Below are 22,599 nucleotides of genomic sequence, written 5' to 3'. Positions count from 1 at the left end.
GTGATCCACAGCGATGTCCACGCGGGTCTTACCCCGCCGCCGCCGATTGCGCACCCCAAGCGTTCGGTTTCGCTCGAACGAGTAAGAAGGCAACTCCCTGGGTAGATCAGCTTTTCATCCCACCCGGGACCACCCGCGTGTCCGCGCAACGGGATCGCCCCAGACGCGTTTCCGCCGACGTATTGTCAGGCCACCGAGGCCAGGCCTACCGTCTACAGATCGCTTTCTACGCACGTAGACCCTGCGGTTCCCCGAGCGGACCCGCAGGCGAGACCCGCCCCGTCAACCCTCAGACCGCGGGTCCGACCGCACGGTCGGACCGCGGAGTTGCGGAGGTACCCATGTCGCAGATCGTCCGTGCCGCGCTCGTCCAGACCCGCTGGACCGGTGACCAGGAGAGCATGATCGCGCTCCATGAGCGGTACGCCCGGGAGGCCGCCGCCCAGGGCGCGAAGATCATCGGATTCCAGGAGGTCTTCAACTCCCCGTACTTCTGTCAGGTCCAGGAGGCCGAGCACTACCGCTGGGCCGAAGCCGTCCCCGACGGCCCGACCGTGCGCCGGATGCAGGACCTCGCCCGCGAACTCGGGCTGGTGATGGTCGTCCCGGTCTACGAGGAGGAGCAGACCGGCGTCTACTACAACACCGCCGCCGTCATCGACGCCGACGGCAGCTACCTCGGCAAGTACCGCAAGCACCACATCCCGCAGGTCAAGGGCTTCTGGGAGAAGTACTACTTCAAGCCCGGCAACCTCGGCTGGCCCGTGTTCGACACCGCCGTCGGCAAGGTCGGCGTGTACATCTGCTACGACCGCCACTTCCCCGAGGGCTGGCGTGCCCTGGGCCTGGCCGGCGCGCAGATCGTCTACAACCCCTCCGCCACCAGCCGCGGCCTGTCCGCCTACCTCTGGCAGCTCGAACAGCCCGCCGCCGCCGTCGCCAACGAGTACTTCGTCGCCGCGATCAACCGCGTCGGCACCGAGGAGTACGGCGACAACGACTTCTACGGCACCTCCTACTTCGTGGACCCGCGCGGCCAGTTCGTCGGCGACGTCGCCTCCGACAAGGAGGAGGAACTCGTCGTCCGCGACCTCGACCTCGGCCTCATCGAACAGGTCCGCCAGCAGTGGGCGTTCTACCGCGACCGCCGGCCCGACGCCTACGGAACGCTCGCCGAGGCGTGAGGAGCAGCACGATGACCACCCGCGACCCGCACCGGCGCACCGTCGTCCGCGGCGGCCTCGTCATCACCGCCACCGAGGAACTCCACGCCGACGTCCTGGTCGAGGGCGAGCGCATCGCCGCCCTCGCCGCCACCGGCAGCTCCGCCGCCGAGGCCTGGACCGCCGACACCGTCATCGACGCCACCGGCCACTACGTCATCCCGGGCGGCGTCGACGCCCACACCCACATGGAGCTGCCGTTCGGCGGCACCGCCGCCTCCGACACCTTCGAGACCGGCACCCGGGCCGCAGCCTGGGGCGGCACCACCACCATCGTGGACTTCGCCGTCCAGCCGGTCGGCGGCTCGCTGCGCGAGGGCCTGGACACCTGGCACGCCAAGGCCGAGGGCAACTGCGCGATCGACTACGCCTTCCATACCATCGTCTCCGACGTCAACGACGCCGTCCTCAAGGAGATGGACACGCTCGTCGACTCCGGCGAGTCCACCTCCTTCAAGCTCTTCATGGCCTACCCCGGCGTCTTCTACAGCGACGACGGCCGCATCCTGCGCGCCATGCAGCGCGGCGCCGTCAACGGCGGGCTGATCATGATGCACGCGGAGAACGGCATCGCCATCGACGTCCTGGTCGAACAGGCCCTGGCGGCCGGGAAGACCGCCCCCCGCCACCACGGCGAGGTCCGCCGCGAACTGCTGGAGGCCGAGGCCACCCACCGGGCGATCAAGCTCGCCCAGGTGGCCGGCAGCCCGCTCTACGTGGTGCACGTCTCCGCCGCCGCCGCGCTCGCCGAACTCGCCCGGGCCCGGGACACCGGCCTCAACGTCTTCGGCGAGACCTGCCCCCAGTACCTCTTCCTCTCCACCGACAACCTCGCCGAGGAGGGCGCCGACGGCTTCGAGGGCGCCAAGTACGTGTGCAGCACGCCGCTTCGGCCCCGCGAGCACCAGGAGGCACTCTGGCGCGGGCTGCGCACCAACGACCTCCAGGTGGTCTCCACCGACCACTGCCCGTTCTGCTTCGTCGGCCAGAAGGAGCTGGGCCGGGGCGACTTCTCGAAGATCCCCAACGGCCTTCCCGGCGTGGAGAACCGGATGGACCTGCTCCACCAGGCCGTGGTGGACGGGCACATCAGCCGGCGCCGCTGGGTCGAGATCGCCTGCACCACCCCGGCCCGGATGTTCGGCCTGCACCCGCGCAAGGGCACCATCGCCCCGGGCGCCGACGCCGACCTGGTGGTCTACGACCCTGCCGCGGTGCAGACCGTCTCCGCCGCGAGCCACCACATGAACGTGGACTACTCGGCCTACGAGGGCCGCCGACTCACCGGCCGGGCACGGACGGTGCTGTCCCGCGGCACCGTCGTGCTGGACGACGGGAACTGGCTCGGCCGGGTCGGCCACGGCACCTTCCTGCGCCGGGACACCTGCCAGTACCTGGTCTGAGCCCCTCCGCTACCGGCCATCCCGCGCTTTTCGACATCCGCCCTTCGCTGCCCGCCTGCCCGCCGGCCGGACCGATCCGGCCGGCGGACCGGGCGGCGGGCCGACCCCTCTGCCTGGAGACCCTCATGGACATCGGCCTCGTCCTTCAGACCGACCCGCCCGCCCGCCTGGTCATCGACCGGATGATCCGCGCCGAGCAGGCCGGGTTCACCCACGGCTGGACCTTCGACTCCTGCGTGCTGTGGCAGGAGCCCTTCGTCATCCACAGCCGGATCCTCGCCGAGACCGAGCGGATGACCGTCGGCCCGATGGTCACCAACCCCTCCACCCGCACCTGGGAGGTGACCGCCTCCCTGTTCGCCACGCTCAACGACATGTACGGCAACCGGACCGTCTGCGGGATCGGCCGCGGTGACTCCGCCATGCGGGTCGCCGGGCGGCGCCCCGCCACCCTCGCCCGCCTCTCCGAAGCCATGCACGCCATCAAGGAGTTGGCCGAGGGGCGCACCGCCGAGGTGGACGGCACCGAGATGCACCTGCCGTGGGTCCGAGCCGGCGCGTCCCTGCCGATCTGGATGGGGGCGTACGGGCCGAAGGCACTGAATCTGACAGGGCGCCAGGCCGACGGCTTCATCCTCCAGCTGGCCGACCCGTACCTCACCGAGTTCATGATCAAGGCGGTGCGGGCCGCCGCCGTGGAGGCCGGCCGGGATCCGGACTCGCTCACCATCTGCGTCGCCGCCCCGGCCTACGTCACCGCCGACGACTCGCCCGAGGCGCTCGCCCACGCCCGGGAGCAGTGCCGCTGGTTCGGCGGGATGGTCGGCAACCACGTGGCCGATCTGGTCAGCCACTACGGCGAGCACTCCGACCTGGTGCCGGAGGCGCTCACCGACTACATCAAGGGCCGCCAGGGCTACGACTACAGCCACCACGGCCGGGCCGGGAACCCGGACACCGCCTTCGTCCCGGACGAGATCGTCGACCGCTTCTGCCTGATCGGCCCGGCGGAGCTGCAGCGGGCCCGGTTGGCGGAGCTCCGCTCGCTCGGCGTCGACCAGTTCGCCGTCTACGCCATGCACGACGCCATCGAGACCACCATCGACGCGTACGGGACGCACGTCATCCCGCACCTGTGACGCCCACCCGGGGCGCCCGGCGCGGGGCGTCCCGACTGTTCCATCGATCGTGAACCAGCCTGAGAACCTGCCCGTGGACCCGACTGTGAACCCCATCTGAGCCGAGCCGCGGATTCGCCCGCGGTGGACGGGAGTTGTTCATGACCGACACCGAGACCAGCGGCGGCAGACAGTGGCATCACCCCGACGGCCGGGTCGAACTCGACCCGGTCACCGGGGAGCTGCCCCCCAACGGCTTCACCAGCGACGACCTGCGGCCGGTCCCGGTGGCGCGGCGCACCTGGACCACGTACAACTTCCTCGCGCTCTGGGTCGGCATGGCCCACAACATCCCCTCCTGGACCCTGGCTTCGGGCCTGGTCGCGCTCGGCATGGACTGGAAGCAGGCGGTGCTGACCATCGCGCTCGCCAACCTCGTCGTGCTGGTTCCGATGCTGCTCACCGGTCACGCCGGCACCAAGTACGGCATCCCGTTCCCGGTATTCGCCCGCGCCGCCTTCGGGCTGCGCGGCGCCAACCTGCCCGCCCTGCTGAGGGCGGCGGTGGCCTGCGCCTGGTTCGGCATCCAGACCTGGATCGGCGGCGAGGGCATCTTCCTGCTGGCGGGCAAGCTGTTCGGCGAATCCTGGCGCACGGCAGGGGAGTTCGGCGGCTACCCGTGGACGCAGTGGCTCTCGTTCCTGCTGTTCTGGCTGATCGAGATGGCCGTCATCGCGCGGGGGATGGAGGCGCTGCGACGGTTCGAGAACTGGGCGGCGCCGTTCGTCATCGTCGGTGCGCTCGCGCTGCTGGCGTGGATCACCGTCAAGGCGGGCGGGTTCGGGCCGCTGCTCGACCAGCCCTCCAGGCTGGGGTGGGGCGGCGGCTTCTGGAAGGTCTTCTTTCCGGCACTGATGGGCATGATCGGGTTCTGGTCCACGCTCTCGCTGAACATCCCCGACTTCACCCGCTTCGGCGGCAGCCAGCGGGCCCAGATCCGAGGGCAGGCGCTCGGCCTGCCGACCACGATGACGCTCTTCGCGTTCCTGTCCGTGCTGGTCACCTCGGGCTCCGAAGCGGTCTACGGGGTGCCGGTGTGGGACCCGATCCAGCTGGCGGCCAGGATGGAGAACCCGGTCGGCATCCTGTTCGCGCTGCTGACCGTGCTGGTCGCGACGCTGTCGGTGAACATCGCCGCCAACGTCGTCTCGCCCGCCTACGACCTCGCCAACCTGTTGCCGCGCCTCGTCACCTTCCGCACCGGGGCGCTGGTCACGGGGGTGGTCGGGATCGTGATCTTCCCGTGGCGGCTGATCTCCGACCCGCACGTGTACATCTTCACCTGGCTGGGCGTGGTCGGCGGCCTGCTCGGCACGGTGGGCGGAGTGCTGATCGCGGACTACTGGGTGCTGCGGCGCACCCGCCTCCGGCTCGCCGAGCTGTACCGGCCGGGAGGGGCGTACTGGTACGCGGCGGGCTGGAACTGGCGGGCCGTCGCGGCGCTGCTGGTGGGTGGCGTGCTGGCCGTCGGCGGCTCGTACTCCACCCTCGACGTCAACGGCGCGAAGCAGGGCCCGTTCCCGGCGGACGGCCTGATCCCCGTCCTCAAGCCGCTCGCCGACTACGGCTGGGCCGTCGGGCTGACGGCGGCGGCCGTGGTGTACCTGGGGCTGAGCGGGGTGTTCGGGAGGGGCGCTGCGGAGGAGGGGGAGGACTGACGGATGACGGCGAACAGCTGACAGATTTCGAAATCTGTCAGCTGTTCGCTGTTCGTCGTCGCCTGTTGCTCGTCGCCCGGCCGCTGCCGCCGCCCGTTCGACGGCGGTGAGGGCCTTTGCCGCACCGCCCTCGGTGGCCGGTTCGCCAGGTGGCGGAGTCGGGTGAACCGGGTGCGGAACCGGAGGGCGGGGCGGTGGCGTCTTCGCGGGCAGAGCGGACGGGGCGGGGCCCGTCGCGCCTCGGACGGGAGGGGCTGACCGATGAGCATCGTCGCGTGGATCGTGCTGGGCCTGCTGGCGGGTGGGCTGGCCAAGCTGCTGCTGCCGGGGAAGGACCCGGGCGGCCTGATCGTGACCACTCTGATCGGCATCGCCGGGTCCTTCGTCGGCGGCTGGATCGCTTCGCACTTCCTGCACCGCTCGGTCACCGCGCACTTCTTCGAAGCGGCGACCTGGGTGTCGGCGATCGGCGGCGCCCTGGTGCTGCTGATCGTCTACCGTCTGCTGTTCGGCAACTCGCGCCGCTGACAGGCGAGTCCACCGCGGCCCCGGAGCCCCGGGCGGGCGGCGGGACCGCGCCGCAGGCGGGTCCGCCGCCCGGAGCGGCAGCGCCCGGGTGGCCGGTTCGACGCGGTCCTGCCGGGTGCTGGAACGGTGCGGGGTCCTCGTACGTCCTTCCGGTCGGACCCGGGGGCTCGGCGGGGTCGTCACACCGATGACGCAAGGGGCGGCGGATGAGCTGGATGGCGTGGATCGTGCTGGGCCTGGTGTCGGGGACCCTGGCCAGGATGGCGATGTCGAGGGGTGAGCGCGGTCTGATCAGCAGCACCCTGATCGGCATCACCGGCTCCTACATCGGCACCTGGATCGTTCTGCACTGGATGCACGGGACGGTGAAGGTGGGCTTGCTCGACGTCACGACCTGGGTGTCGGCGATCGGCGGCGCGATGGTCCTGCTCCTCGCCTACCGGGTGCTCCGCTTCATCGCACGGCGCTGACCGCCGGGCGCTGGACCGCCCGGAGTTCGCGGTTGCCGGTCGTCGGTCCGGGGCACCCCGGCGACCCGGAGCGGGAGTTGCTCGCGCGCGTCGACCCAGCCGGGCGGCACGTCCGCGAGCCCGGTCCTGGCGGCGACCACGCCGGCGGCGATGGCGCAGGTGGTGTCCATGTCGCCCCAGCCCTCCAGGGTCTGCCAGATGGTCTCGGACAGCGAGTCCAGGTGCCCGGCCGCGGACCAGAGGGCGAACGGCACGGTGTCCGGGGCGGAGATCAGCGCTCCCGAGCCGAGCACGCTGGCGGCGTGCCGGACACTGGTGTGCTCCGGCAGCCGGGCGGCGATCCGCAGCCCGGAGCGGACCTCGCTGTCCGGCAGGCGTTCGGCGATCTCGGTCAGCAACTCGGCCCGGCCGGGCGGGTTTCCGCCTCGGCTCCGGACCGCCAGCGCCGCCGCGAGCGCGACCGCCACCGCCCCGGCGATCGCCTCCGGGTGGAAGTGGGTGGTGAGCGCCTGCAGTTCGGCCTGCCGGACCACCGTGTCGAGGTCCTCGGCGAACCAGGCCCCCAGCGGGGCGACCCGCATCGCGGCGCCGTTCCCGTACGAGCCCTGGCCCTCGAACTGGCCCGCGGTGATGGCGCGCCAGTCCCCACCCGCGCCGATCCCGCGCAGCACCCGGTGCATCGACGGGCCGTACTTGCGCCCGTACTCGCGGGCGTACTCGGCGGCGAACTCCCGGGCGAGCGCGTCCGGTCGGACCTCTCCCGCACTGTGCAGGTGACGGACCAGTACGAGTGCCATGGCGGTGTCATCGGTCCAGTGCCAGGGCGCGGGCCGGACCAGCCGGGCGGCCAGTGCGGCGGGTGCCTCGTCCGGCGGGACCGAGAACCACCGGTCGCCGAAGGCGTCGCCGAGGGCGAGTCCCTCCAGGCTCTCCAGGACCGGGCCGGCCGCACACATGTCATCCTCCAGGTGAGATCAACTGTGCGCGGCAGTCTGCCGGACGGGCGAGGCTCCGGCGAGCGGATTTCCTCCCGACCGCCAACCCGCCAGAAACTGACTGACCGTCACTTCACCTTCAGGCCGCCGAGGACGAGCTTCCAGACGGCCTCGAACCGGTCGTCGGCCCCGGGGGCGGACCAGGTGGACGCGTAGGCCGGATCGTGGAAGGGGCCGGTGGCGTCGAAGACGGCGCGGGCGGTGTTGCGGATGTGGGCGAGCTTGAACTCCTTGTCCTCCATGCCTTCCTCGACGATCTGCGCGATCTGGTCGACCAGGGTGCCGACATGGGTGTCCACCAGGCCGCTGTTCTCCTCGACCAGCACCATGTAGGTGGCGAACAGCTCCGGGTCGTCCAGCGCCTTCTTCCGCTTGGCCGTGAACAGCGTCGTCAGCCAGCGGTGCAGCCGCTCGGAGGCGGGGCCGCCCTCGTTGGAGATGGTTGCCAGCTCGTGATGGGCCTGGTCGAGCCAGCGCTGGGTGACCGCCTCGCGCAGCGCGGCCTTGCTGGGGAAGTGGCGGTAGACGCTGCTGTGGCTGACACCGAGGATGCGGGCGACGTCCACGACGGTGGCCTTGGCCGGGCCGAACCGCCGGAGGACGTCCTCCGCCGCGATCAGGATCTGCTCGGCGGTGAGTGTGCTGTCCGTGGTCACGGGGAGGTCCGTCCTTAGGGTCGTGCGGTCGGGTCGTGCGGCGATGGTGCCGGAGCGGTCAGCGCTCGCTGTCCAGGTGGGCCATCTGTGCGGCAGCGTACCGGTCACCGGCGGCGGAGCCGGCGGGTACGGCGGCCTCGATGGCGGCGAGGTCGGCGCTGGTGAGAGCGACGTCGAGTGCGCCGAGGGCCTCGCTCGGCCGGTCCCGGCGGCGGGCGCCGACCAGCGGGACGACGTCCTGCCCGCGCGAGGCCACCCAGGCGATGGCGACCTGGGCGACGGTCGCACCCCTTGCCGTGGCGATCTCGCGCAGGGCCTCGACCAGCGCCAGGTTGTGGGCCAGGTTCTCGCCCTGGAAGCGCGGGCTGTGGCTGCGGAAGTCGGTGCCGCCGAGGGCGCGGTCCCGGTCCCAGTGGCCGCTGAGCAGGCCGCGGGAGAGCACCCCGTACGCGGTGATGCCGATGCCGAGCTCGCGGGCGGTGGGCAGGACGGTGGCCTCGATCGAGCGGGAGAGCAGCGAGTACTCGATCTGGAGGTCGCTGATCGGGTGGACGGCGGCGGCCCGGCGCAGAGTGTCGGCGCCGACCTCGGAGAGTCCGATGTGGCGGACGTAGCCGGCCTGCACCAGGTCGGCGATGGCGCCGACGGTCTCCTCGATCGGAACGTTCGGATCCAGGCGGGCCGGGCGGTAGACGTCGATGTGGTCGGTGCGCAGGCGGCGCAGGGTGTAGGAGAGCGCGTTCTTGGTGGCGGCGGGGCTCGCGTCGTAGCCGAGCCACTGGCCGTCGGGGGTGCGCTGGGCGCCGAACTTCACGCTGATCTGCACGCGGTCGCGATCGCGGCCGCGCAGCGCCTCGTGGATCAGCAGCTCGTTGTGGCCCATGCCGTAGAAGTCGCCGGTGTCGAGCAGGGCGATCCCGGCGTCGAGCGCGGTGTGGATGGTGGCGATGCTCTCGGCCTCGTCGGCCGGGCCGTACAGGTCGGACATGCCCATGCAGCCGAGGCCGAGGGCCGAGGTGACCAGCCCGGTGGTGCCGAGGGTGCGCCGGGCGGGGCGGGTGTTCGTGGACACGGGTGCTCCAGGGGGCGGGTGCGGTGCCGGGAACCGGGGGCAGGGTGACCCGGGTGCCACTATGGCACGACAGCGAACAGATTTCAAAATCTGTTCGCTGTCGTCTGTTATCTGAAAGTTGAAATCTGTCGATTGTCATTTGTTCGGGTTGGCGGCTCCGGGTCAGCCGGCCCCGCAGGCACCAGACCAGTCGCTGTGCGGCTGCCGCCGCTGAGCCCGCAGCCGCACAGCATCGCCCGTGGGGTCTCGCGCACCTCGCCGTCGGCGTCCGCCTCGGGCGCCGACGCGTCCGGGCTGATCCACGGGCGCCGCTCGGTGACGAACACCGTCGGCAGGCCGTGCACGCACTCGGCGGTGTGGCGGCAGACGTCCGCATCGAGGGTGACCGCGATGCCCGCGCCCTGATGCGTCCGCCCGCCGCCGTCCTTGTCCCCGCCCCGGCCCTTCTCGTTGTCCGGGCCCGGCCCCGGTCCATCATCGAGCGACCGGGGCCGCCCCGCTCATCGATTCGGCCGAGGTGGTCTTCGTGCCCCTCGTGCTTATGGCCCCGGCCGCGTCCCGGTCCCTCGCCTTCGCCGCGTCGGCCGCCGTCGCCGTGTCCGCCGGCTCGACGGCCGGGCTCCCGGCCGACCCCCAGGCCTCGCGTCCGCCTGGCGACCGCAGCAGGTAGGCGCGGGCGGGCGGCACATTGCGCCACGCCGTGCGCTCGCCGAGACCGTACGCCTCCTCGAACCGTCGCAGCAGCCGCACCACCGCCCGGTGGCGGGCGCCCCGGCGGGGGCCCGAGGTGAGGGTGCGCGCCGTCGTCGTGCCGAGGTACCCGAAGTACGTCAGCTCCCCGCCGGGCACCAGCAGTCGCAGGTAGAGGTCGAGGATGTCGCGCACCTGCGCGGGCTCGAAGTTGGTGAACGGCAGCCCGGACACGATCACGTCGTACCGTTCCGGGAACTCGTCCGTCCAGGCCCCCTCCGGCGTCGGCGGGTGGCATTCCGGAAGCTCCTCGACCCGGCAGGCCGACAGTCGCAGCCCGACACCGGGGCGGCGCGCGGCCAGTACCGGGTCCTCCCGCAGCCGGTCGGCGAACCGCGGGTTGGCCTCGACGACGTGCAACCGGTCGCCCGGTCGCAGCACTTGGGCCAGCCGACGGGTCACCACGCCGGTGCCGGCGCCGACCTCCAGCACCGAGATCGGACGGTTCGGGCGGCTGGTGACCGGCACCACCAGCGCGTTCACCAGCTCCGGGCCGCTCGGGGCCAGCGCGCCGGTGTCGTGGAAGGTGCGCAGCGCCTCGGCGAGGAACAGCAGGTGGTCCCCGCCGGTGGGCGAACTGTACCGGGGGGAAAGGGATTCGGGACGGTGGTGGAGTCGCTCGTTGGTCATGCCGTCGACGCTAGGCAGGGTGGAGGAGCCGCGAATCGGCCGGTCAGCGACGCTGACCCCCGACGAAAGTCGAGGGTGCGGTTACCCGGAAGACAGAGGCGTTGCGCGGCTGAGCGCCCCTAGCATCGAGCCCGACATGCCGAACGCCGGAGGTACGAAAGGCCGGACATGCCGAACGCCGGACGTGCGGAAGGCCCTCGGAACGAGGGAAGAGGAAAGGGAAAGGAGGAACGTCATGCGCAGAAGTGTGCTCGGCTGGTACGGGCCGGACCACCGGGCCGGGACCGACACGTTGCTGCTGCTCGGTCTGCTCGGCCTCACCACCGAGGAGGCCCTGGTCCAGTGGGCGCACTCCGACGGCCCGTTGCGCCTGCCCCGTACGGTCGTGGCCGCGCTCGCCTCGCTGTCGCTCGTCTTCGCCCGTCGCTACCCGGTGGCCTCGGCCGTGCTGCCGGTGCTCACCGGCGGGCTGTTCAACCGGGCCTTTCCCGGCCTGTTCAGCGTCTTCCACCTCGCCTACCTCGGCCGGAGCGGCCCGGCGATGGCGGGTGGCGCGGCCATCGCGGTGGTCAGCGCGACGGGTGCGGATTCGCTGGTCGGCTGGGCCGGCACCACCGGGTCCCAACTCCTGGTCCAGGCCGCCATGCTGGCGGTCGGCCTGTGGCTGCACGGCAGACGGGTGCTGATCCGCACCCTGCACGAGCAGGTCGACGTGCTGCGCCGCGAGCGGGAGCTGCGTGCCGAACAGGCCCGGGCCGCCGAACGTGCCCGGATCGCCCGGGAGATGCACGACGTGCTGGCCCATCGGCTCAGCCTCCTGGTGCTGCACGCCGGGGTGCTGCGCGACCAGGCCAGGGCCGGTACCGTCGCCGCCGACCCCGACCGGCTCACCCACCGTCTCGAACTGCTGCGCACCACCGCCGCCCGCTCGCTCGACGACCTGCGCGACGTCCTGGGCGCACTGCGGGCGGACCCACCGGCTCCGCCCGCCACGGGAGGCGAGCCGTCCGTTCCGGCCGACGCCGGGCGCGTCCCGGCGCCCGCCCTGCGCGACCTGACCGAACTCGTCGGCGAGGCGACCCAGGCCGGTCAGCGGGTCGAACTCGCCCTCTCCGGAGACCCGGAGACCGTCCCGACCACCCACCGGCTGGCCGTGCACCGGCTGGTTCAGGAGGCACTGACCAACGCCCGCAAGTACGCGCATGCCGCGCCCGTCGCCGTCCGTGTCGGCTACGGGGCGCCGGCGACGACGGTCGAGGTCCGCAACGGCCCGGGCGAGGCGCTGCCGGACGGGCCGGGTACCGGCGGCGGGTACGGGTTGGTGGGGCTGACCGAACGGGTCGGAGCCCTCGGCGGCCACCTCGACGCCGGCCCGGACGGCAGCGGCGGCTTCCGGCTCTCCGCCCGGTTACCCGCGCCGGACCGCCGGCCGCAGGCGGTGCCCGACCCGGCTCCTGCCGGTGGCGACGGTCCGGCTGCACAGCCGGGGCGAGCGCTGCCGCGGCCGGATCAGGGGAGACGAGGGGCGCGGCAGTCGCAGGAAGGGGGGCAAGGGGCGCAAGGGGTGCAACAGCCGGCGCCATCGAAACAACCGAAGCAGGAACCGAAGCAGGAGCCTGAGCAGGAACCGAAACAGGAACCGACGCAGCCGAAGGGCGCCGCATGATCCGAACAATGGTGGTCGACGACGATGCGCTGGTGCGCCTCGGCCTGGTCGATCTCCTGACCCAGGACCCGGCACTCACCGTGGTCGCCGAGGCCGCCGACGGGCTGCAGGCCGTCGAACTCGCCGGCAGCCGGCGGATCGACGTCGTGCTGATGGACATCCGGATGCCGCGGCTCGACGGGATCGCCGCCACTCGGCGGCTGCGTGAACTCCCCGGCGGCCCGCGGGTCATCGCCCTCACCACCTTCGACCTGGACGAGTACGTGTACCAAGTGCTCGCGGCCGGGGCGGACGGCTTTCTGCTGAAGGACACCCCGCCCGCGGAGATCGCCCGGGCCGTCCACGTCGTCGCGGGTGGTCAGGGGATGCTGCACCCGGCGGCCGCGCGGCGGCTGATCGACCGCTACCACCGGGTCGGGGCGCCCCGGTCGGTGGCCGCCCGCAACCGGGTCGCCGGGCTCACTCCGCGGGAGACCGACGTGCTGCGCGAACTCGCCGACGGGCTCTCCAACGCCGAGATCGCGGGCGTGCTCGGGATGCGCGAGAGCACCGTCAAGGCGCACGTCAGCCGGATCTTGACCGGGCTCGCGGTCGGCAACCGGGTCCAGGCGGCGCTGCTCGCACGGGATGCCGGGCTGGTGGGCGACGGTGGCTGAGGACGGCTGGCCGAGGCCGGCTGTGCCCGGACCGGGCACGGGGGTTCCGACCGTCCGTGCCCGTCCGTGCCCGAGCGTCCTCCCGCTGTTCCCGGGTACCGCCCGGTCGTGCCCCGGGGGTGGCGGCCGAGGCACGTCGGGGCTCGGTGGGGTACGTCGGGGCACGGCATCGGCCGGTGTTCATGCGGGCGTTCCCCGTATTTTCCCCCGGAGTCGGAGCGAGCGTCGGAGCGGGCTTCCCTGAGCCGCCGCGTGCCCCCGGTTCGTACCGCATGCTGAGCGGCTGTCACCCATCCGGCGTGGAAATGCCGTGCCTTGGCCGTTTGCGCTGCCGAACTCGGGCGGCGGGTCCATGGTGGAGATGGGCGCGATCCGGCGACCGCGCCCGCGCGCCGATCCAGGCCCGCGCGCCGAGCGCCCGCGCCGATCGTGGACGGGCGGCCTCCGAAGCGGGGCCCGGTACCGGCACGCTGGGAGCAGGGCCACCTCGCAGGAAACCGAACGGTTCTTCTAGGCTCACATCTCGGCTTCCCTGCGGCGGTCCGGCCACTGCGCCCGCCGCCAGGAGGCCGCCGTCCACGGGGCTCCGGGCGGACCGGGGCCACCGGATCGAGCGAGGAGGACGCACATGCCAAGCACGCCGCCCAACCGTTCCACCGTACTTGGGCCAGACGGGCCGATTCGGTGGGCCGCTCATCATGCCGGCCGGCCGGCGGGGTCCGGCCGGGCCTGGTACCCGGGCGGGAGTGGTCGGCCGGTAAGGCCGCTGAATACCGGCGGCGGCCGCGGAGGCGAGCGTTGAGTCCCCAGACCGTCGGGTCGCCGGCCGTGCCGGGCGCCGCAGCGGAACCCGACGGGACCCCGGTCGCCGTCCCGGTCGCCGTCCCGGCCGCCACCGACAGCGAGGTCCTCGCCGCAGCCGCCACGACCACCGCAGCCGGCACGGCAACTGCCGCTGCGGACCCGGCAACTATGGTTCCGGCTGCCTCGGTTCAGGCCGCCGCAGCCGCGGCCGGTGCCGCGAAGACCGCCGTGGCCAGGACGGCCGTCGCGAAGACCGCAGCCGCCAAGTCCGCTCTCACGAAGTCCGTCCTCACCAAAACCGTCGTCGCGAAGACGGCGGTGGCGAAGCCCGCTGTCGCGAAGCCCGCGACAGGATCGGCCGCCGCCGGCACCCCTGGGACCGCCGCCCCTGGGACCGCCACCGTCACCACGGCGCTGCCGGGTGCGCCGCAGGCGTTCAGCACCCGTGCCCGCACCCTTGCCGGAGCCGTCCGGCGCCGCTGCGCCGACCTGGCGCGGATCGAGTCACCGAGCGGAGATGCTCCCCGACTCGACGCCCTCGCCGAGGAGTTGGCCGCCGGCTTCCGGGCCACCGGTGCCACGGCGCGGCGCGAACCCGCACCGGCCGGTGACCACCTCGTGCTGGAGTGGGAGGGCCGGGACGAGTCCCTGCCGCACCTGCTGATCGTCGGGCACCACGACACCGTCTGGCCGGTCGGTACCCTCGCGGACTGGCCGGTGACCGAGGAGGGCGGCCGGCTCACCGGTCCAGGCGTGGTCGACATGAAGGGTGGACTCGCCATCCTGGAGGGCGCGTTGGCGCTGCTTGCGGACCTGGGCGAGCGCCCGCACCGGACCGTCCGCATGGTCGTCGTCTCCGATGAGGAGGTGGGCAGCCCGGACGGGCGGCGCCTGGTCGAGCGCCAGCTTCGTGGGGCCGCAGCGGTACTGGGGCTCGAACCGCCGCACCCTGACGGTCGGTTGAAGACCGCGCGGCGCGGCAGCACCCGGGTGAGGCTCACTGTGACCGGCCGCGAGGCGCACGCGGGCAATGACGCCCACGACGGGGTGTCCGCGGTCGACGAGCTGGTGGACCAGCTCGTGCTGGTGCGCGACCTCGCAGGCCAGCCCGGTACCGAGCTCAACGCCGGCCGGATCAGTGGTGGTTCGCGTGCCAACGTGGTCGCCGGCCGGGCCGAGGCCGAGCTGGGGCTGCGCTTCTCCACCGCCGAGGCGCAGCGCCGTACGCTCGACAACCTCGCCCGGCTCACCGCGCTGCGTCCGGGGGCCCGAGTCCGTACGGAGGTGCTCTCCAGCCGTCCTGCCTGGCCGGAGCGGACCGGCAACCCGTTGCTGCGGCACGTGCGTTCGCTGGCCGCGGCGCTCGGGCAGCAGCTGGACGGCGCCCCGGCGGGCGGGGCGGGGGACACCAACCTGCCGGGCTCGCGCGGGCTGCCGACCCTGGACGGCTTCGGTGCGGTGGGTGCCGGGGCCCATGCGCGGCACGAGCACATCCGGCTCGACCAGATCGCCCCCCGGATCGCCCTGCTGGCGGCGCTGCTCGCCGTGCCACTGCCGAGACTGCGCGACCGCGCGGAGGGATGATCCCGCGGTGAGTCGCTGACGGCCGACGGCTGACAGCCGGCAGCCGTCAGCAAGCGGCAACAGCAGCCGACGGCAGCCGACGGCAGCCGACGGCAGCCGACGGCAGCCGACGGCAGGCGGCCACGAACGTGCGGCCGCGAACAGGCGACAGCGGACGGACAACTGCAGACGGGCGACAGCGAACAGATAACAGCCGACAGATAACAGCTGACAGATTCTGAAATCTGTCAGCTGTTATCTGTTTCGCACCTTGCCATCCCTCCGTCCCGCTGCGCAGAATGGTACCGACCGAACGGTCAGTCGGTTGGTTGGCGTCGAGGCGACCGACCGGGCAGGAGACGAGAGGGGACCGTGGTGACAGCAGAGGTGGCCGAGGCGGTCCCCGCGCAGACGCCGGAGGAGCGGTTCGAGGCGGTCGTCACCGCCGAGCAGCGGATCGAGCCCAGGGACTGGATGCCCGACGCCTACCGGGCCACCCTGATCCGCCAGATCGCCCAGCACGCCCACTCCGAGATCATCGGCATGCAGCCCGAGGGCAACTGGCTGACCCGGGCCCCGTCCCTGCGCCGCAAGGCCATCCTGCTCGCCAAGGCCCAGGACGAGGCCGGCCACGGCCTCTACCTCTACGCCGCCGCCGAGACCCTCGGCGTCGACCGTGCCGAGCTCACCGAGAAGCTGATCTCCGGCCGGCAGAAGTACTCCTCGATCTTCAACTACCCGACTCTCACCTTCGCCGACGTCGGCGTGATCGGCTGGCTGGTCGACGGCGCCGCGATCTGCAACCAGGTCCCGCTCTGCCGGTGCAGCTACGGTCCGTACGCCCGCGCGATGGTGCGGATCTGCAAGGAGGAGTCCTTCCACCAGCGCCAGGGCTACGAGCTCCTGATGACGCTGATGCGCGGCACCGAGGCGCAGCGCCGGATGGTCCAGGACGCGGTGGACCGCTGGTGGTGGCCGTCGCTGATGATGTTCGGCCCCTCGGACGCCGACTCGCCGAACACCGCCCGCTCGATGGCCTGGCGGATCAAGCGGCACAGCAACGACGAGCTGCGCCGGCGCTTCGTCGACATGACCGTCCCGCAGGCCGAGCACCTGGGCGTCACCCTCCCGGACCCCGAACTGCGCTGGAACGAGGAGCGCGGTGGCTGGGACTTCGGCGAGCCGGACTGGTCCGAGCTGACCAGGGTCATCCACGGCCAGGGCCCCTGCAACGCCCAGCGGATCGAACGCCGCCGCGCCGCCCACGAGGACGGTGCCTGGGTCCGCGAGGCGGCCGTCGCCTACGCGGCCAAGCGCGCCGCCGAGGCCGCCACAGTCACCGAAGCGACCGAAGGCATCGAAGCCACCGAAGGCAGCGAAGCCGTCGAAGCCACCGAACAGGAGAACGGAAAGTGACCGACCCCCAGGTTGGCTCCCCGGCCGGGTCCAAGGCCGGCTGGCCGCTGTACGAGGTGTTCGTGCGCCCCCGGCGCGGGCTGAACCACGTCCACGTCGGCTCGTTGCACGCCGCCGACGACCGGATGGCCCTGCTCGCCGCCCGTGACCTGTACACCCGCCGCAACGAGGGCGTGAGCCTCTGGGTGGTCCGCTCCGACGCGATCACCGCCTCCACCCCGGACGAGCGCGACCCGTTCTTCGAGCCCAGCGGCGACAAGGTCTATCGCCACCCGACCTTCTACGACATCCCCGAGGATGTCCCGCACATCTGACGGGGGAGCCATCGTGCACGACCACACCACCTCCACCACCGGCGCCGGTGAGGACGACCACGTCTACCTCAGCCTCGCCGACTCCGCCCCCGGCCCCGAGGGCGAGGGCCGCTGGGCGTACGGGACGGGCTTCGCCGACCCGCTGCTCGGCGTGGACACCGCGCTGCCCGCCGGTCTGGACGGCACCGACCTCGCCGCCTACTGCCAGATGCTGGGCGACGACGCCCTGGTCCTCGCGCAGCGGCTGATCGAGTGGTGCACCCGGGCACCCGAACTCGAGGAGGAGGTTGCGCTCGCCAACCTGGGCCTCGACCTGCTCGGCCAGGCCCGGCTGCTGCTCACCCGGGCCGGCCAGGCGGACGGTACCGGCCGTACCGAGGACGACCTGGCGTACTGGCGCGAGGAGCACGAGTTCCGCAACGTCCGCCTGGTGGAGACGCCGAACGGCGACTTCGCGTACTCGATCGCGCGGCTGCTGCTGTTCGCCACCGCTCGCGGCGCCCTGTACGAGGCGCTGAGCGCTCACCCCGACCCGGTGCTGGCCGCTGTCGCCACCCGGGGGGTCAAGGAACTGGCGTACCACCGGGAGTACGCGACCGCCTGGACGCTGCGCCTCGGCGACGGCACGCCGTACTCCGCCGGGCGGATGCAGGCCGGGCTGGATGCCGTCTGGCCGCTGCTGGAGGAACTGTTCACGGCGCACCCGGTGGAGCTGCGGGCGGGCGTCGACCCCGCGACCCTGCGCGACCCGGTGCTGCACTCGCTCACCGCCGTCCTCGCCGAGGCCGGACTGACCGTGCCGGACGTGCCGCCGCTGGCCACCGTCCTCGGCCGGGCCGGCCGGGACGGCGTGCACACCGAGGCGCTCGGCCCGCTGCTCGCCGAGCTCCAGGTGGTGGCCCGAGCCCACCCGGGGGCGACATGGTGACGGGCGACGTCGCTACGGGCGACATGGTGACGGGCACGGCGGACCCGACGACCCGCGACCTGGCCTGGGCGGTCGCCGCGGCCGTCCCGGACCCGGAGCTGCCCATGCTCACCCTGGCCGACCTGGGCGTCCTGGCCGAGGTCGAGGCGGAAGGCGGCAGCGGCACCGTGACCGCCTGGCTGACCCCGACCTACTCGGGCTGCCCCGCGGTCGCCGAGATGGCCGCCGACGTGGACCGCCGGCTGCGCGCGGCCGGGTACCCCGACGTTCGGGTGCGGCTGCGGCTGGACCCGCCGTGGTCCACCGATCTGATCACCGCCGAGGGCCGCCGCAAGCTCGCCGAGGCGGGCATCGCCCCACCGCGCCCGACCGTCGCCGCCGCGGCCGGACCGGTGGCGCTCACCCTCGGCCCGATCCGCACCGGAACCGCGACCGGGGCCGGAACCGCGGCCGTGACCGCGTCCCCCGTGCCCTGCCCGCACTGCGGTGACGCCGACACGGAGGAGCTGTCCCGCTTCGGTTCCACCGCCTGCAAGGCGCTCTGGCGCTGCCGGGCCTGCCGCGAGCCGTTCGAACGCGTCAAGGAGATCTGAATGCCCGCCGCTTCCCCCGCTGCCGCCTCCGCCACTCCCGCTTCCGATGCCGGGGCCACCTCCGGATCCGCCCTCGACATCGAGGCGCCCGGCGTCCGCCCCGCCCGCCGTCCGACCTTCCACCGGCTGAGGATCGACCGGGTCGAGCGGCTCTGCGAGGACGCCGTCGCGGTGACCTTCGCGGTGCCGGACGGCCTGGCGGAGAAGTACGCCTTCCGCCCCGGGCAGACCCTGACCCTGCGCAAGCTGGTGGACGGTTCCGACGAGCGCCGCTCGTACTCGATCTGCGCTCCGGTCGGCGGGCCGCTGCGGATCGCCGTGCGGGAGGTGCCCGGCGGGCTGTTCTCGCGCTGGCTGGTGCGCGAGGCGAAGCCGGGCGAGGAGGTGGAAGTCCTGACGCCCTCCGGCCTGTTCACTCCCGAGCTCGGCGTCCCGGCCGACCACGTGCTGCTCGCGGCCGGATCCGGCATCACCCCGATGCTGTCGATCGCCGCCTCCGTGCTGGCCGCCGACCGCAGCTCCACCGTCACCCTGCTCTACGGCAACCGGCGCAGCGACACCGTGATGTTCGCGGACGAGCTGGCCGACCTGAAGGACCGCTACCTCGGCCGCTTCCAGCTGGTCCACGTGCTCTCCCGGGAGACCAGGGACGCCGAGCTGCTCAGCGGCCGGCTGGACCCGGAGCGGGTGCGCGCGCTGCTGGCGGCGCTGGTGGACGTCGGGAGCGTCGGGCACTGGTGGCTGTGCGGCCCGTTCGGCATGGTCGCCGGGGCGAAGGACCTGCTCGCCGAACTGGACGTGCCGGGCGAGCGGGTGCACCAGGAGCTGTTCCACGCCGAGGACGAACCGCTCCCGGAGCGCGACGAGGACTGGGACCGGACCGACGGCTCGTCCGACGGCGCGTCGGGCGCGCAGAGCGAGGTCACCGTCGTCCTCGACGGCCGCGGCAGCACGCTCTGCCTGCCGCGCGACCGCTCGATCCTGGACGGCGCCCAGCGCTCCCGCCCCGACCTGCCGTTCGCCTGCAAGGGCGGGGTGTGCGGCACCTGCCGCGCCCTGGTCACCGAGGGCGAGGTGGAGATGCGCCGCAACTTCGCGCTGGAGGAGAAGGAGCTGGCCGCCGGCTACGTCCTCACCTGCCAGGCCCGCCCGCTCACCGACCGGGTGACGGTCGACTACGACCGCTGAGCCTCAGACGCCGGCGGGCTCCATCGCCGGGTCCCCGGGCGTCGGTTGTTCGGGCGTGAGTTCACCGAGCGCCGGCTCCCCGGGCGTCGGCCTCCCGGGCGTCGGGTCGCCGAGCAGCTTGACCAGGTCGTTGACGGCCGCGCGTCCGGCCCGGTTGGCGCCGACGGTGCTGGCGGACGGGCCGTAGCCGACCAGGTGGACGCGGGGGTCGGCGGTGGCGCGGGTGCCGGTGAGCGCGATGCCGCCGCCGGGGGAGCGCAGCCCGAGCGGGGCGAGGTGCCCGACCTCGGGCCGGAAGCCGGTCGCCCAGACGATCGCGTCCACCGCCAGCTCCTCATCGCCCCACGCGACCCCGTGCTCGGTCAGGTGGTCGAACATCGGCCGGCGGTGCAGCGCGCCCAGCTCCTCGGCGCGCCGGTAGGCGACGGACGGGCCGAGCCCGGTCACGCTCACCACGCTGCGCACGGGAAGGCCCTGCCGGACCCGCTCCTCGACCTTGGCCACCGCCGCACGCCCGTACTCGGGGGTGAACGGCCCGTCGTGGTAGACGGGTTCGGAGCGGGTGACCCACACCGTCTCGCCGACCGCCGCCACCTCCGACAGCACCTGGATCGCCGAGGCGCCGCCGCCCACCACCAGCACGCGCTTGCCCGCGAACTCCTCGGGACCGCGGTACTCGGCATAGTGCAGCCGGCGGCCCGCGAAGTGGCCCGGGTAGTGCGGGAGGAAGGGACGCGTCCAGGTGCCGGTGGCGTTGATCAGCGCGCGGGTGGACCAGGTGCCGTGGTCGGTCTCGACCAGCAGCCGGGAGTCGGGGCTCCCGGACTCGGCGCGGACGGTGCGCACCGTGACCGGGCGTACGACCGGGAGCGCGTGCCGGGCCTCGTACGCCGCGAAGTACTCCGGCACCACCTCGCGCGCGGGGGCCTCGGGGTCCGGCGGCGGGAGTTCGGCGTCGGGGAGGTCGTGGACGCCGTGCACGGTGGCCATCCGCAGGGACGGCGAGCGGTGCGCCCAGGCGCCGCCGGGTGCGGCGTTGGCGTCGAGGACGACGAAGCCGCCGCCGACGCCCACCCGGTAGGGGGCGAAGCCGCGGCGGCGCAGGTGGTAGGCGGCGGACAGGCCCGCCTGCCCGGCGCCCACCACCAGGACGTCCACGCGTTGCGGAACGCTGTTCGTTGCACCGTAAACAGTCACGCCCGTGAAACATCGGAACCCCGGAGGCTGTTCCCGCCGGGGTTCCGCCAGTGGGACGTGAACGGGGGCGCGTGACCGGAGGGGCGTCAGGCGGCCGGGGAGATCACCGCGGCGGTGCCGTAGGCGCAGACCTCGGTGCCGACGTCGGCCGCCTCCGTGACGTCGAAGCGCATCATCAGGACGGCGTTGCCGCCGCGCGCCTTGGTCTGCTCGATCAGGCGCTGCATCGCCTCGTTGCGGCTCTCGACCAGGGTCTTCGTCAGGCCGCGCAGCTCGCCACCGATCAGTGACTTCAGACCGGCGCCGATCTGGCTGCCTATGTGGCGGCTGCGGACGGTCAGCCCGAAGACCTCGCCGATCACGTGGTCGACGCGGAAACCGGGGATGTCGTTGGTGGTCACGACCAGGACGTCGGCGTTCGGGCCCTGCCCGCCGCCGTACTCGTTGATGTCTGCCATGGGACGCATCCTGCCAAAGTTCCTGCGTCCGAGTGAGCGAGGCGGGGCCGGGTGGTGGCCGAGAAGGCATCCGGAAGCTGGTCCGGACCGGTGATCGGGGGACCGAAAGGCCGTACCGTTAGCCCCATGGGCGAGCGAAGCGATCATCCACAGGGGCCGGGCGCGGCGGAGGACTCCGGCGCGCAGGAGATCGAGGCGACGGTGGTGCTGGGCCTGCGGATCACCGACTGGCCGGCCCTGCGCGCGGCCGCGATCAGGGCCGTCGAGGAACTGGACTTCGAGGGCATCGACCCGGCCGGCCAGCGCCGCGAACTGCTGCGCGAGGTCGCCGAGGACGCCAACGCGGCGCTCGGCGCGCTGCTGCATCCGGACCGGCTGGTGGCCGCCATCCCCGGGGTCGAGGCGATCGGCGGCACGCTGGAGATCAGCGTCACCGAGGACTTCACACCCGACTTCGCCGACCTGTTCCCGCTGGAGGGCGACGAGGAGGAGGGCGGCGCGGGCGCGGACTGGACGCTCACCCCGCGCACCGCCTGCCTGCTCCACGCCCAGCTGATCGGCCTGGCCGACGCCGCGTACGACGACTTCGACGAGCACGGGGACGAGCCGGTCGTCGACGACGAGGACACGGACTGGACGGTCTTCGCCCGGCTTCCCCAGCGCACCTGGCGGATGCACCGGGGCTGGCGCCGCGCGATGGCCCGCGCCTTCGACGACCTCGCCGACGACCTCGCGCTCGGCGAGTGGCCGCTGCCGCGCTGCCTGGCCGAGGAGCTCGCGCTGCGGATGGCCCTGGTGGACGCCCGGGCCCTGCTCGTCGCGCAGCCCGAGTCGGTGGCGGACATGATGGGCGACCTTCCGGCCGACCTGTACGACTACGACTGGGACGGCTGCCGCGACGAGCTGTTCGGCGTCTACGGGCCGGACGACGGCGACCCGGAGCTGGGGGCGGAGCAGCGCACGGAGGCGCTGCTGGCGGCCACCCACCCGGAGGGCTGGTTCCTGATGTACGAGGACGCGGAGGAACGGGACCCGCAGCGCGGCTACCGGCGCTGACGGGACGTTGCGCCGCCGGGACCGGGCCGGCCGGCCAGCCGGACGGGTCGTGCGGGGCGCCGGGCTCCGTGGCCGCCCCCCGGGCCGGGCGGTCCGGCGAATCGGCGGTTAGGCTGCGGACATGTCCGATGTGCCCGGAACACACGATATGTCCCCCAGTGGCTCCGGCGAGGCTTCCGGAAGTCCCGATGGTCCTG

The 22,599-nt window shown here is 73.0% G+C and carries 22 protein-coding genes; 15 read left to right on the top strand and 7 right to left on the bottom strand.

Annotation, left to right across the window (positions count from 1 at the left end):
- Positions 1–341: 341 nt before the first annotated feature.
- The 6 genes from ACIRRH_RS20460 (at position 342) to ACIRRH_RS20435 (ending at position 6,460) form a co-directional block, all read left to right on the top strand.
- Entirely contained in the window at positions 342–1,184 is an 843-nt protein-coding gene (locus ACIRRH_RS20460) for a nitrilase-related carbon-nitrogen hydrolase (RefSeq protein ID WP_403069052.1), read from the top strand.
- Between the two features lie 11 nt (positions 1,185–1,195).
- Positions 1,196–2,626, top strand: a complete 1,431-nt coding sequence (gene hydA, locus ACIRRH_RS20455; RefSeq protein ID WP_403069050.1) for a dihydropyrimidinase — start codon at positions 1,196–1,198, stop codon at positions 2,624–2,626.
- 125 nt (positions 2,627–2,751) lie between these two features.
- Entirely contained in the window at positions 2,752–3,765 is a 1,014-nt protein-coding gene (locus tag ACIRRH_RS20450; protein WP_403069047.1) for a TIGR03842 family LLM class F420-dependent oxidoreductase, read from the top strand.
- 140 nt (positions 3,766–3,905) lie between these two features.
- Positions 3,906–5,462, top strand: coding sequence for an NCS1 family nucleobase:cation symporter-1 (locus tag ACIRRH_RS20445; protein ID WP_403069044.1), 1,557 nt, complete (start codon positions 3,906–3,908; stop codon positions 5,460–5,462).
- A 261-nt stretch (positions 5,463–5,723) separates the two neighbouring features.
- Complete coding sequence (locus ACIRRH_RS20440; protein ID WP_403069041.1) at positions 5,724–5,990, top strand: GlsB/YeaQ/YmgE family stress response membrane protein; 267 nt, start codon at positions 5,724–5,726, stop codon at positions 5,988–5,990.
- 206 nt (positions 5,991–6,196) lie between these two features.
- Entirely contained in the window at positions 6,197–6,460 is a 264-nt protein-coding gene (locus ACIRRH_RS20435) for a GlsB/YeaQ/YmgE family stress response membrane protein (protein WP_403069038.1), read from the top strand.
- Here ACIRRH_RS20435 and ACIRRH_RS20430 read toward each other — a convergent pair.
- From ACIRRH_RS20430 to ACIRRH_RS20410, 5 genes are all read right to left on the bottom strand, one after another.
- Entirely contained in the window at positions 6,427–7,416 is a 990-nt protein-coding gene (locus ACIRRH_RS20430; RefSeq protein WP_403069036.1) for an ADP-ribosylglycohydrolase family protein, read from the bottom strand. The genes ACIRRH_RS20435 and ACIRRH_RS20430 overlap by 34 nt on opposite strands.
- 107 nt (positions 7,417–7,523) lie before the next feature.
- Entirely contained in the window at positions 7,524–8,111 is a 588-nt protein-coding gene (locus ACIRRH_RS20425) for a TetR family transcriptional regulator (protein ID WP_403069033.1), read from the bottom strand.
- 58 nt (positions 8,112–8,169) lie between these two features.
- On the bottom strand, positions 8,170–9,105 hold the full coding sequence (locus ACIRRH_RS20420; RefSeq protein WP_403069214.1) for an aldo/keto reductase: 936 nt from the start codon (positions 9,103–9,105) through the stop codon (positions 8,170–8,172).
- 185 nt (positions 9,106–9,290) lie between these two features.
- Positions 9,291–9,575, bottom strand: coding sequence for a (4Fe-4S)-binding protein (locus ACIRRH_RS20415; RefSeq protein WP_403069212.1), 285 nt, complete (start codon positions 9,573–9,575; stop codon positions 9,291–9,293).
- Between the two features lie 82 nt (positions 9,576–9,657).
- Positions 9,658–10,563, bottom strand: a complete 906-nt coding sequence (locus ACIRRH_RS20410; protein WP_403069030.1) for a class I SAM-dependent methyltransferase — start codon at positions 10,561–10,563, stop codon at positions 9,658–9,660.
- A 235-nt stretch (positions 10,564–10,798) separates the two neighbouring features.
- Here ACIRRH_RS20410 and ACIRRH_RS20405 point away from each other — a divergent pair, with 235 nt between their 5' ends.
- From ACIRRH_RS20405 to paaE, 8 genes are all read left to right on the top strand, one after another.
- Positions 10,799–12,229, top strand: a complete 1,431-nt coding sequence (locus tag ACIRRH_RS20405) for a sensor histidine kinase (protein ID WP_403069028.1) — start codon at positions 10,799–10,801, stop codon at positions 12,227–12,229.
- Positions 12,226–12,885 (top strand): response regulator, encoded by a 660-nt coding sequence (locus ACIRRH_RS20400; RefSeq protein ID WP_403069025.1) that lies wholly within the window; start codon positions 12,226–12,228, stop codon positions 12,883–12,885. The genes ACIRRH_RS20405 and ACIRRH_RS20400 overlap by 4 nt, the downstream gene beginning before the upstream one ends.
- Positions 12,886–13,683: 798 nt before the next feature.
- Positions 13,684–15,273 (top strand): M20 family metallopeptidase, encoded by a 1,590-nt coding sequence (locus tag ACIRRH_RS20395; RefSeq protein ID WP_403069023.1) that lies wholly within the window; start codon positions 13,684–13,686, stop codon positions 15,271–15,273.
- Positions 15,274–15,627: 354 nt separating this feature from the next.
- A complete protein-coding gene (paaA, locus tag ACIRRH_RS20390; RefSeq protein ID WP_403069209.1) occupies positions 15,628–16,668 on the top strand; it encodes a 1,2-phenylacetyl-CoA epoxidase subunit PaaA in 1,041 nt (346 codons plus the stop codon).
- Positions 16,665–16,982, top strand: coding sequence for a 1,2-phenylacetyl-CoA epoxidase subunit PaaB (paaB, locus tag ACIRRH_RS20385; protein WP_359825581.1), 318 nt, complete (start codon positions 16,665–16,667; stop codon positions 16,980–16,982). The genes paaA and paaB overlap by 4 nt, the downstream gene beginning before the upstream one ends.
- 13 nt (positions 16,983–16,995) lie before the next feature.
- Entirely contained in the window at positions 16,996–17,910 is a 915-nt protein-coding gene (paaC, locus tag ACIRRH_RS20380; protein WP_403069019.1) for a 1,2-phenylacetyl-CoA epoxidase subunit PaaC, read from the top strand.
- 23 nt (positions 17,911–17,933) lie between these two features.
- A complete protein-coding gene (gene paaD, locus ACIRRH_RS20375) occupies positions 17,934–18,503 on the top strand; it encodes a 1,2-phenylacetyl-CoA epoxidase subunit PaaD (protein ID WP_403069206.1) in 570 nt (189 codons plus the stop codon).
- A complete protein-coding gene (paaE, locus tag ACIRRH_RS20370; RefSeq protein ID WP_403069016.1) occupies positions 18,504–19,691 on the top strand; it encodes a 1,2-phenylacetyl-CoA epoxidase subunit PaaE in 1,188 nt (395 codons plus the stop codon).
- A 3-nt stretch (positions 19,692–19,694) separates the two neighbouring features.
- Here paaE and ACIRRH_RS20365 read toward each other — a convergent pair whose 3' ends face one another.
- Positions 19,695–20,849, bottom strand: a complete 1,155-nt coding sequence (locus ACIRRH_RS20365; RefSeq protein WP_403069013.1) for an NAD(P)-binding domain-containing protein — start codon at positions 20,847–20,849, stop codon at positions 19,695–19,697.
- Positions 20,850–20,974: 125 nt separating this feature from the next.
- Complete coding sequence (locus ACIRRH_RS20360; protein ID WP_063349920.1) at positions 20,975–21,346, bottom strand: YbjQ family protein; 372 nt, start codon at positions 21,344–21,346, stop codon at positions 20,975–20,977.
- Between the two features lie 126 nt (positions 21,347–21,472).
- Here ACIRRH_RS20360 and ACIRRH_RS20355 point away from each other — a divergent pair, with 126 nt between their 5' ends.
- Entirely contained in the window at positions 21,473–22,402 is a 930-nt protein-coding gene (locus ACIRRH_RS20355; RefSeq protein WP_403069011.1) for a hypothetical protein, read from the top strand.
- Positions 22,403–22,599: the final 197 nt, after the last annotated feature.

This window comes from Kitasatospora sp. NPDC101235, assembly GCF_044767505.1.
Classification (GTDB): Bacteria; Actinomycetota; Actinomycetes; order Streptomycetales; family Streptomycetaceae; genus Kitasatospora.
This window is presented reverse-complemented; position numbering and strand designations above follow the sequence as displayed.

Excerpts from the sequence above, each read along its gene's own strand:
- ACIRRH_RS20410 (WP_403069030.1), bottom strand. The coding sequence starts at position 10,563 with ATGACCAACGAGCGACTCCACCACCGTCCCGAATCCCTTTCCCCCCGG.
- ACIRRH_RS20360 (WP_063349920.1), bottom strand. The coding sequence starts at position 21,346 with ATGGCAGACATCAACGAGTACGGCGGCGGGCAGGGCCCGAACGCCGAC.
- ACIRRH_RS20405 (WP_403069028.1), top strand. The coding sequence starts at position 10,799 with ATGCGCAGAAGTGTGCTCGGCTGGTACGGGCCGGACCACCGGGCCGGG.
- paaE (WP_403069016.1), top strand. The coding sequence starts at position 18,504 with ATGCCCGCCGCTTCCCCCGCTGCCGCCTCCGCCACTCCCGCTTCCGAT.
- paaD (WP_403069206.1), top strand. The coding sequence starts at position 17,934 with ATGGTGACGGGCACGGCGGACCCGACGACCCGCGACCTGGCCTGGGCG.
- ACIRRH_RS20460 (WP_403069052.1), top strand. The coding sequence starts at position 342 with ATGTCGCAGATCGTCCGTGCCGCGCTCGTCCAGACCCGCTGGACCGGT.
- hydA (WP_403069050.1), top strand. The coding sequence starts at position 1,196 with ATGACCACCCGCGACCCGCACCGGCGCACCGTCGTCCGCGGCGGCCTC.
- ACIRRH_RS20430 (WP_403069036.1), bottom strand. The coding sequence starts at position 7,416 with ATGTGTGCGGCCGGCCCGGTCCTGGAGAGCCTGGAGGGACTCGCCCTC.
- ACIRRH_RS20440 (WP_403069041.1), top strand. The coding sequence starts at position 5,724 with ATGAGCATCGTCGCGTGGATCGTGCTGGGCCTGCTGGCGGGTGGGCTG.
- ACIRRH_RS20355 (WP_403069011.1), top strand. The coding sequence starts at position 21,473 with ATGGGCGAGCGAAGCGATCATCCACAGGGGCCGGGCGCGGCGGAGGAC.
- ACIRRH_RS20420 (WP_403069214.1), bottom strand. The coding sequence starts at position 9,105 with ATGGGCATGTCCGACCTGTACGGCCCGGCCGACGAGGCCGAGAGCATC.
- ACIRRH_RS20445 (WP_403069044.1), top strand. The coding sequence starts at position 3,906 with ATGACCGACACCGAGACCAGCGGCGGCAGACAGTGGCATCACCCCGAC.
- ACIRRH_RS20400 (WP_403069025.1), top strand. The coding sequence starts at position 12,226 with ATGATCCGAACAATGGTGGTCGACGACGATGCGCTGGTGCGCCTCGGC.
- ACIRRH_RS20450 (WP_403069047.1), top strand. The coding sequence starts at position 2,752 with ATGGACATCGGCCTCGTCCTTCAGACCGACCCGCCCGCCCGCCTGGTC.
- ACIRRH_RS20435 (WP_403069038.1), top strand. The coding sequence starts at position 6,197 with ATGAGCTGGATGGCGTGGATCGTGCTGGGCCTGGTGTCGGGGACCCTG.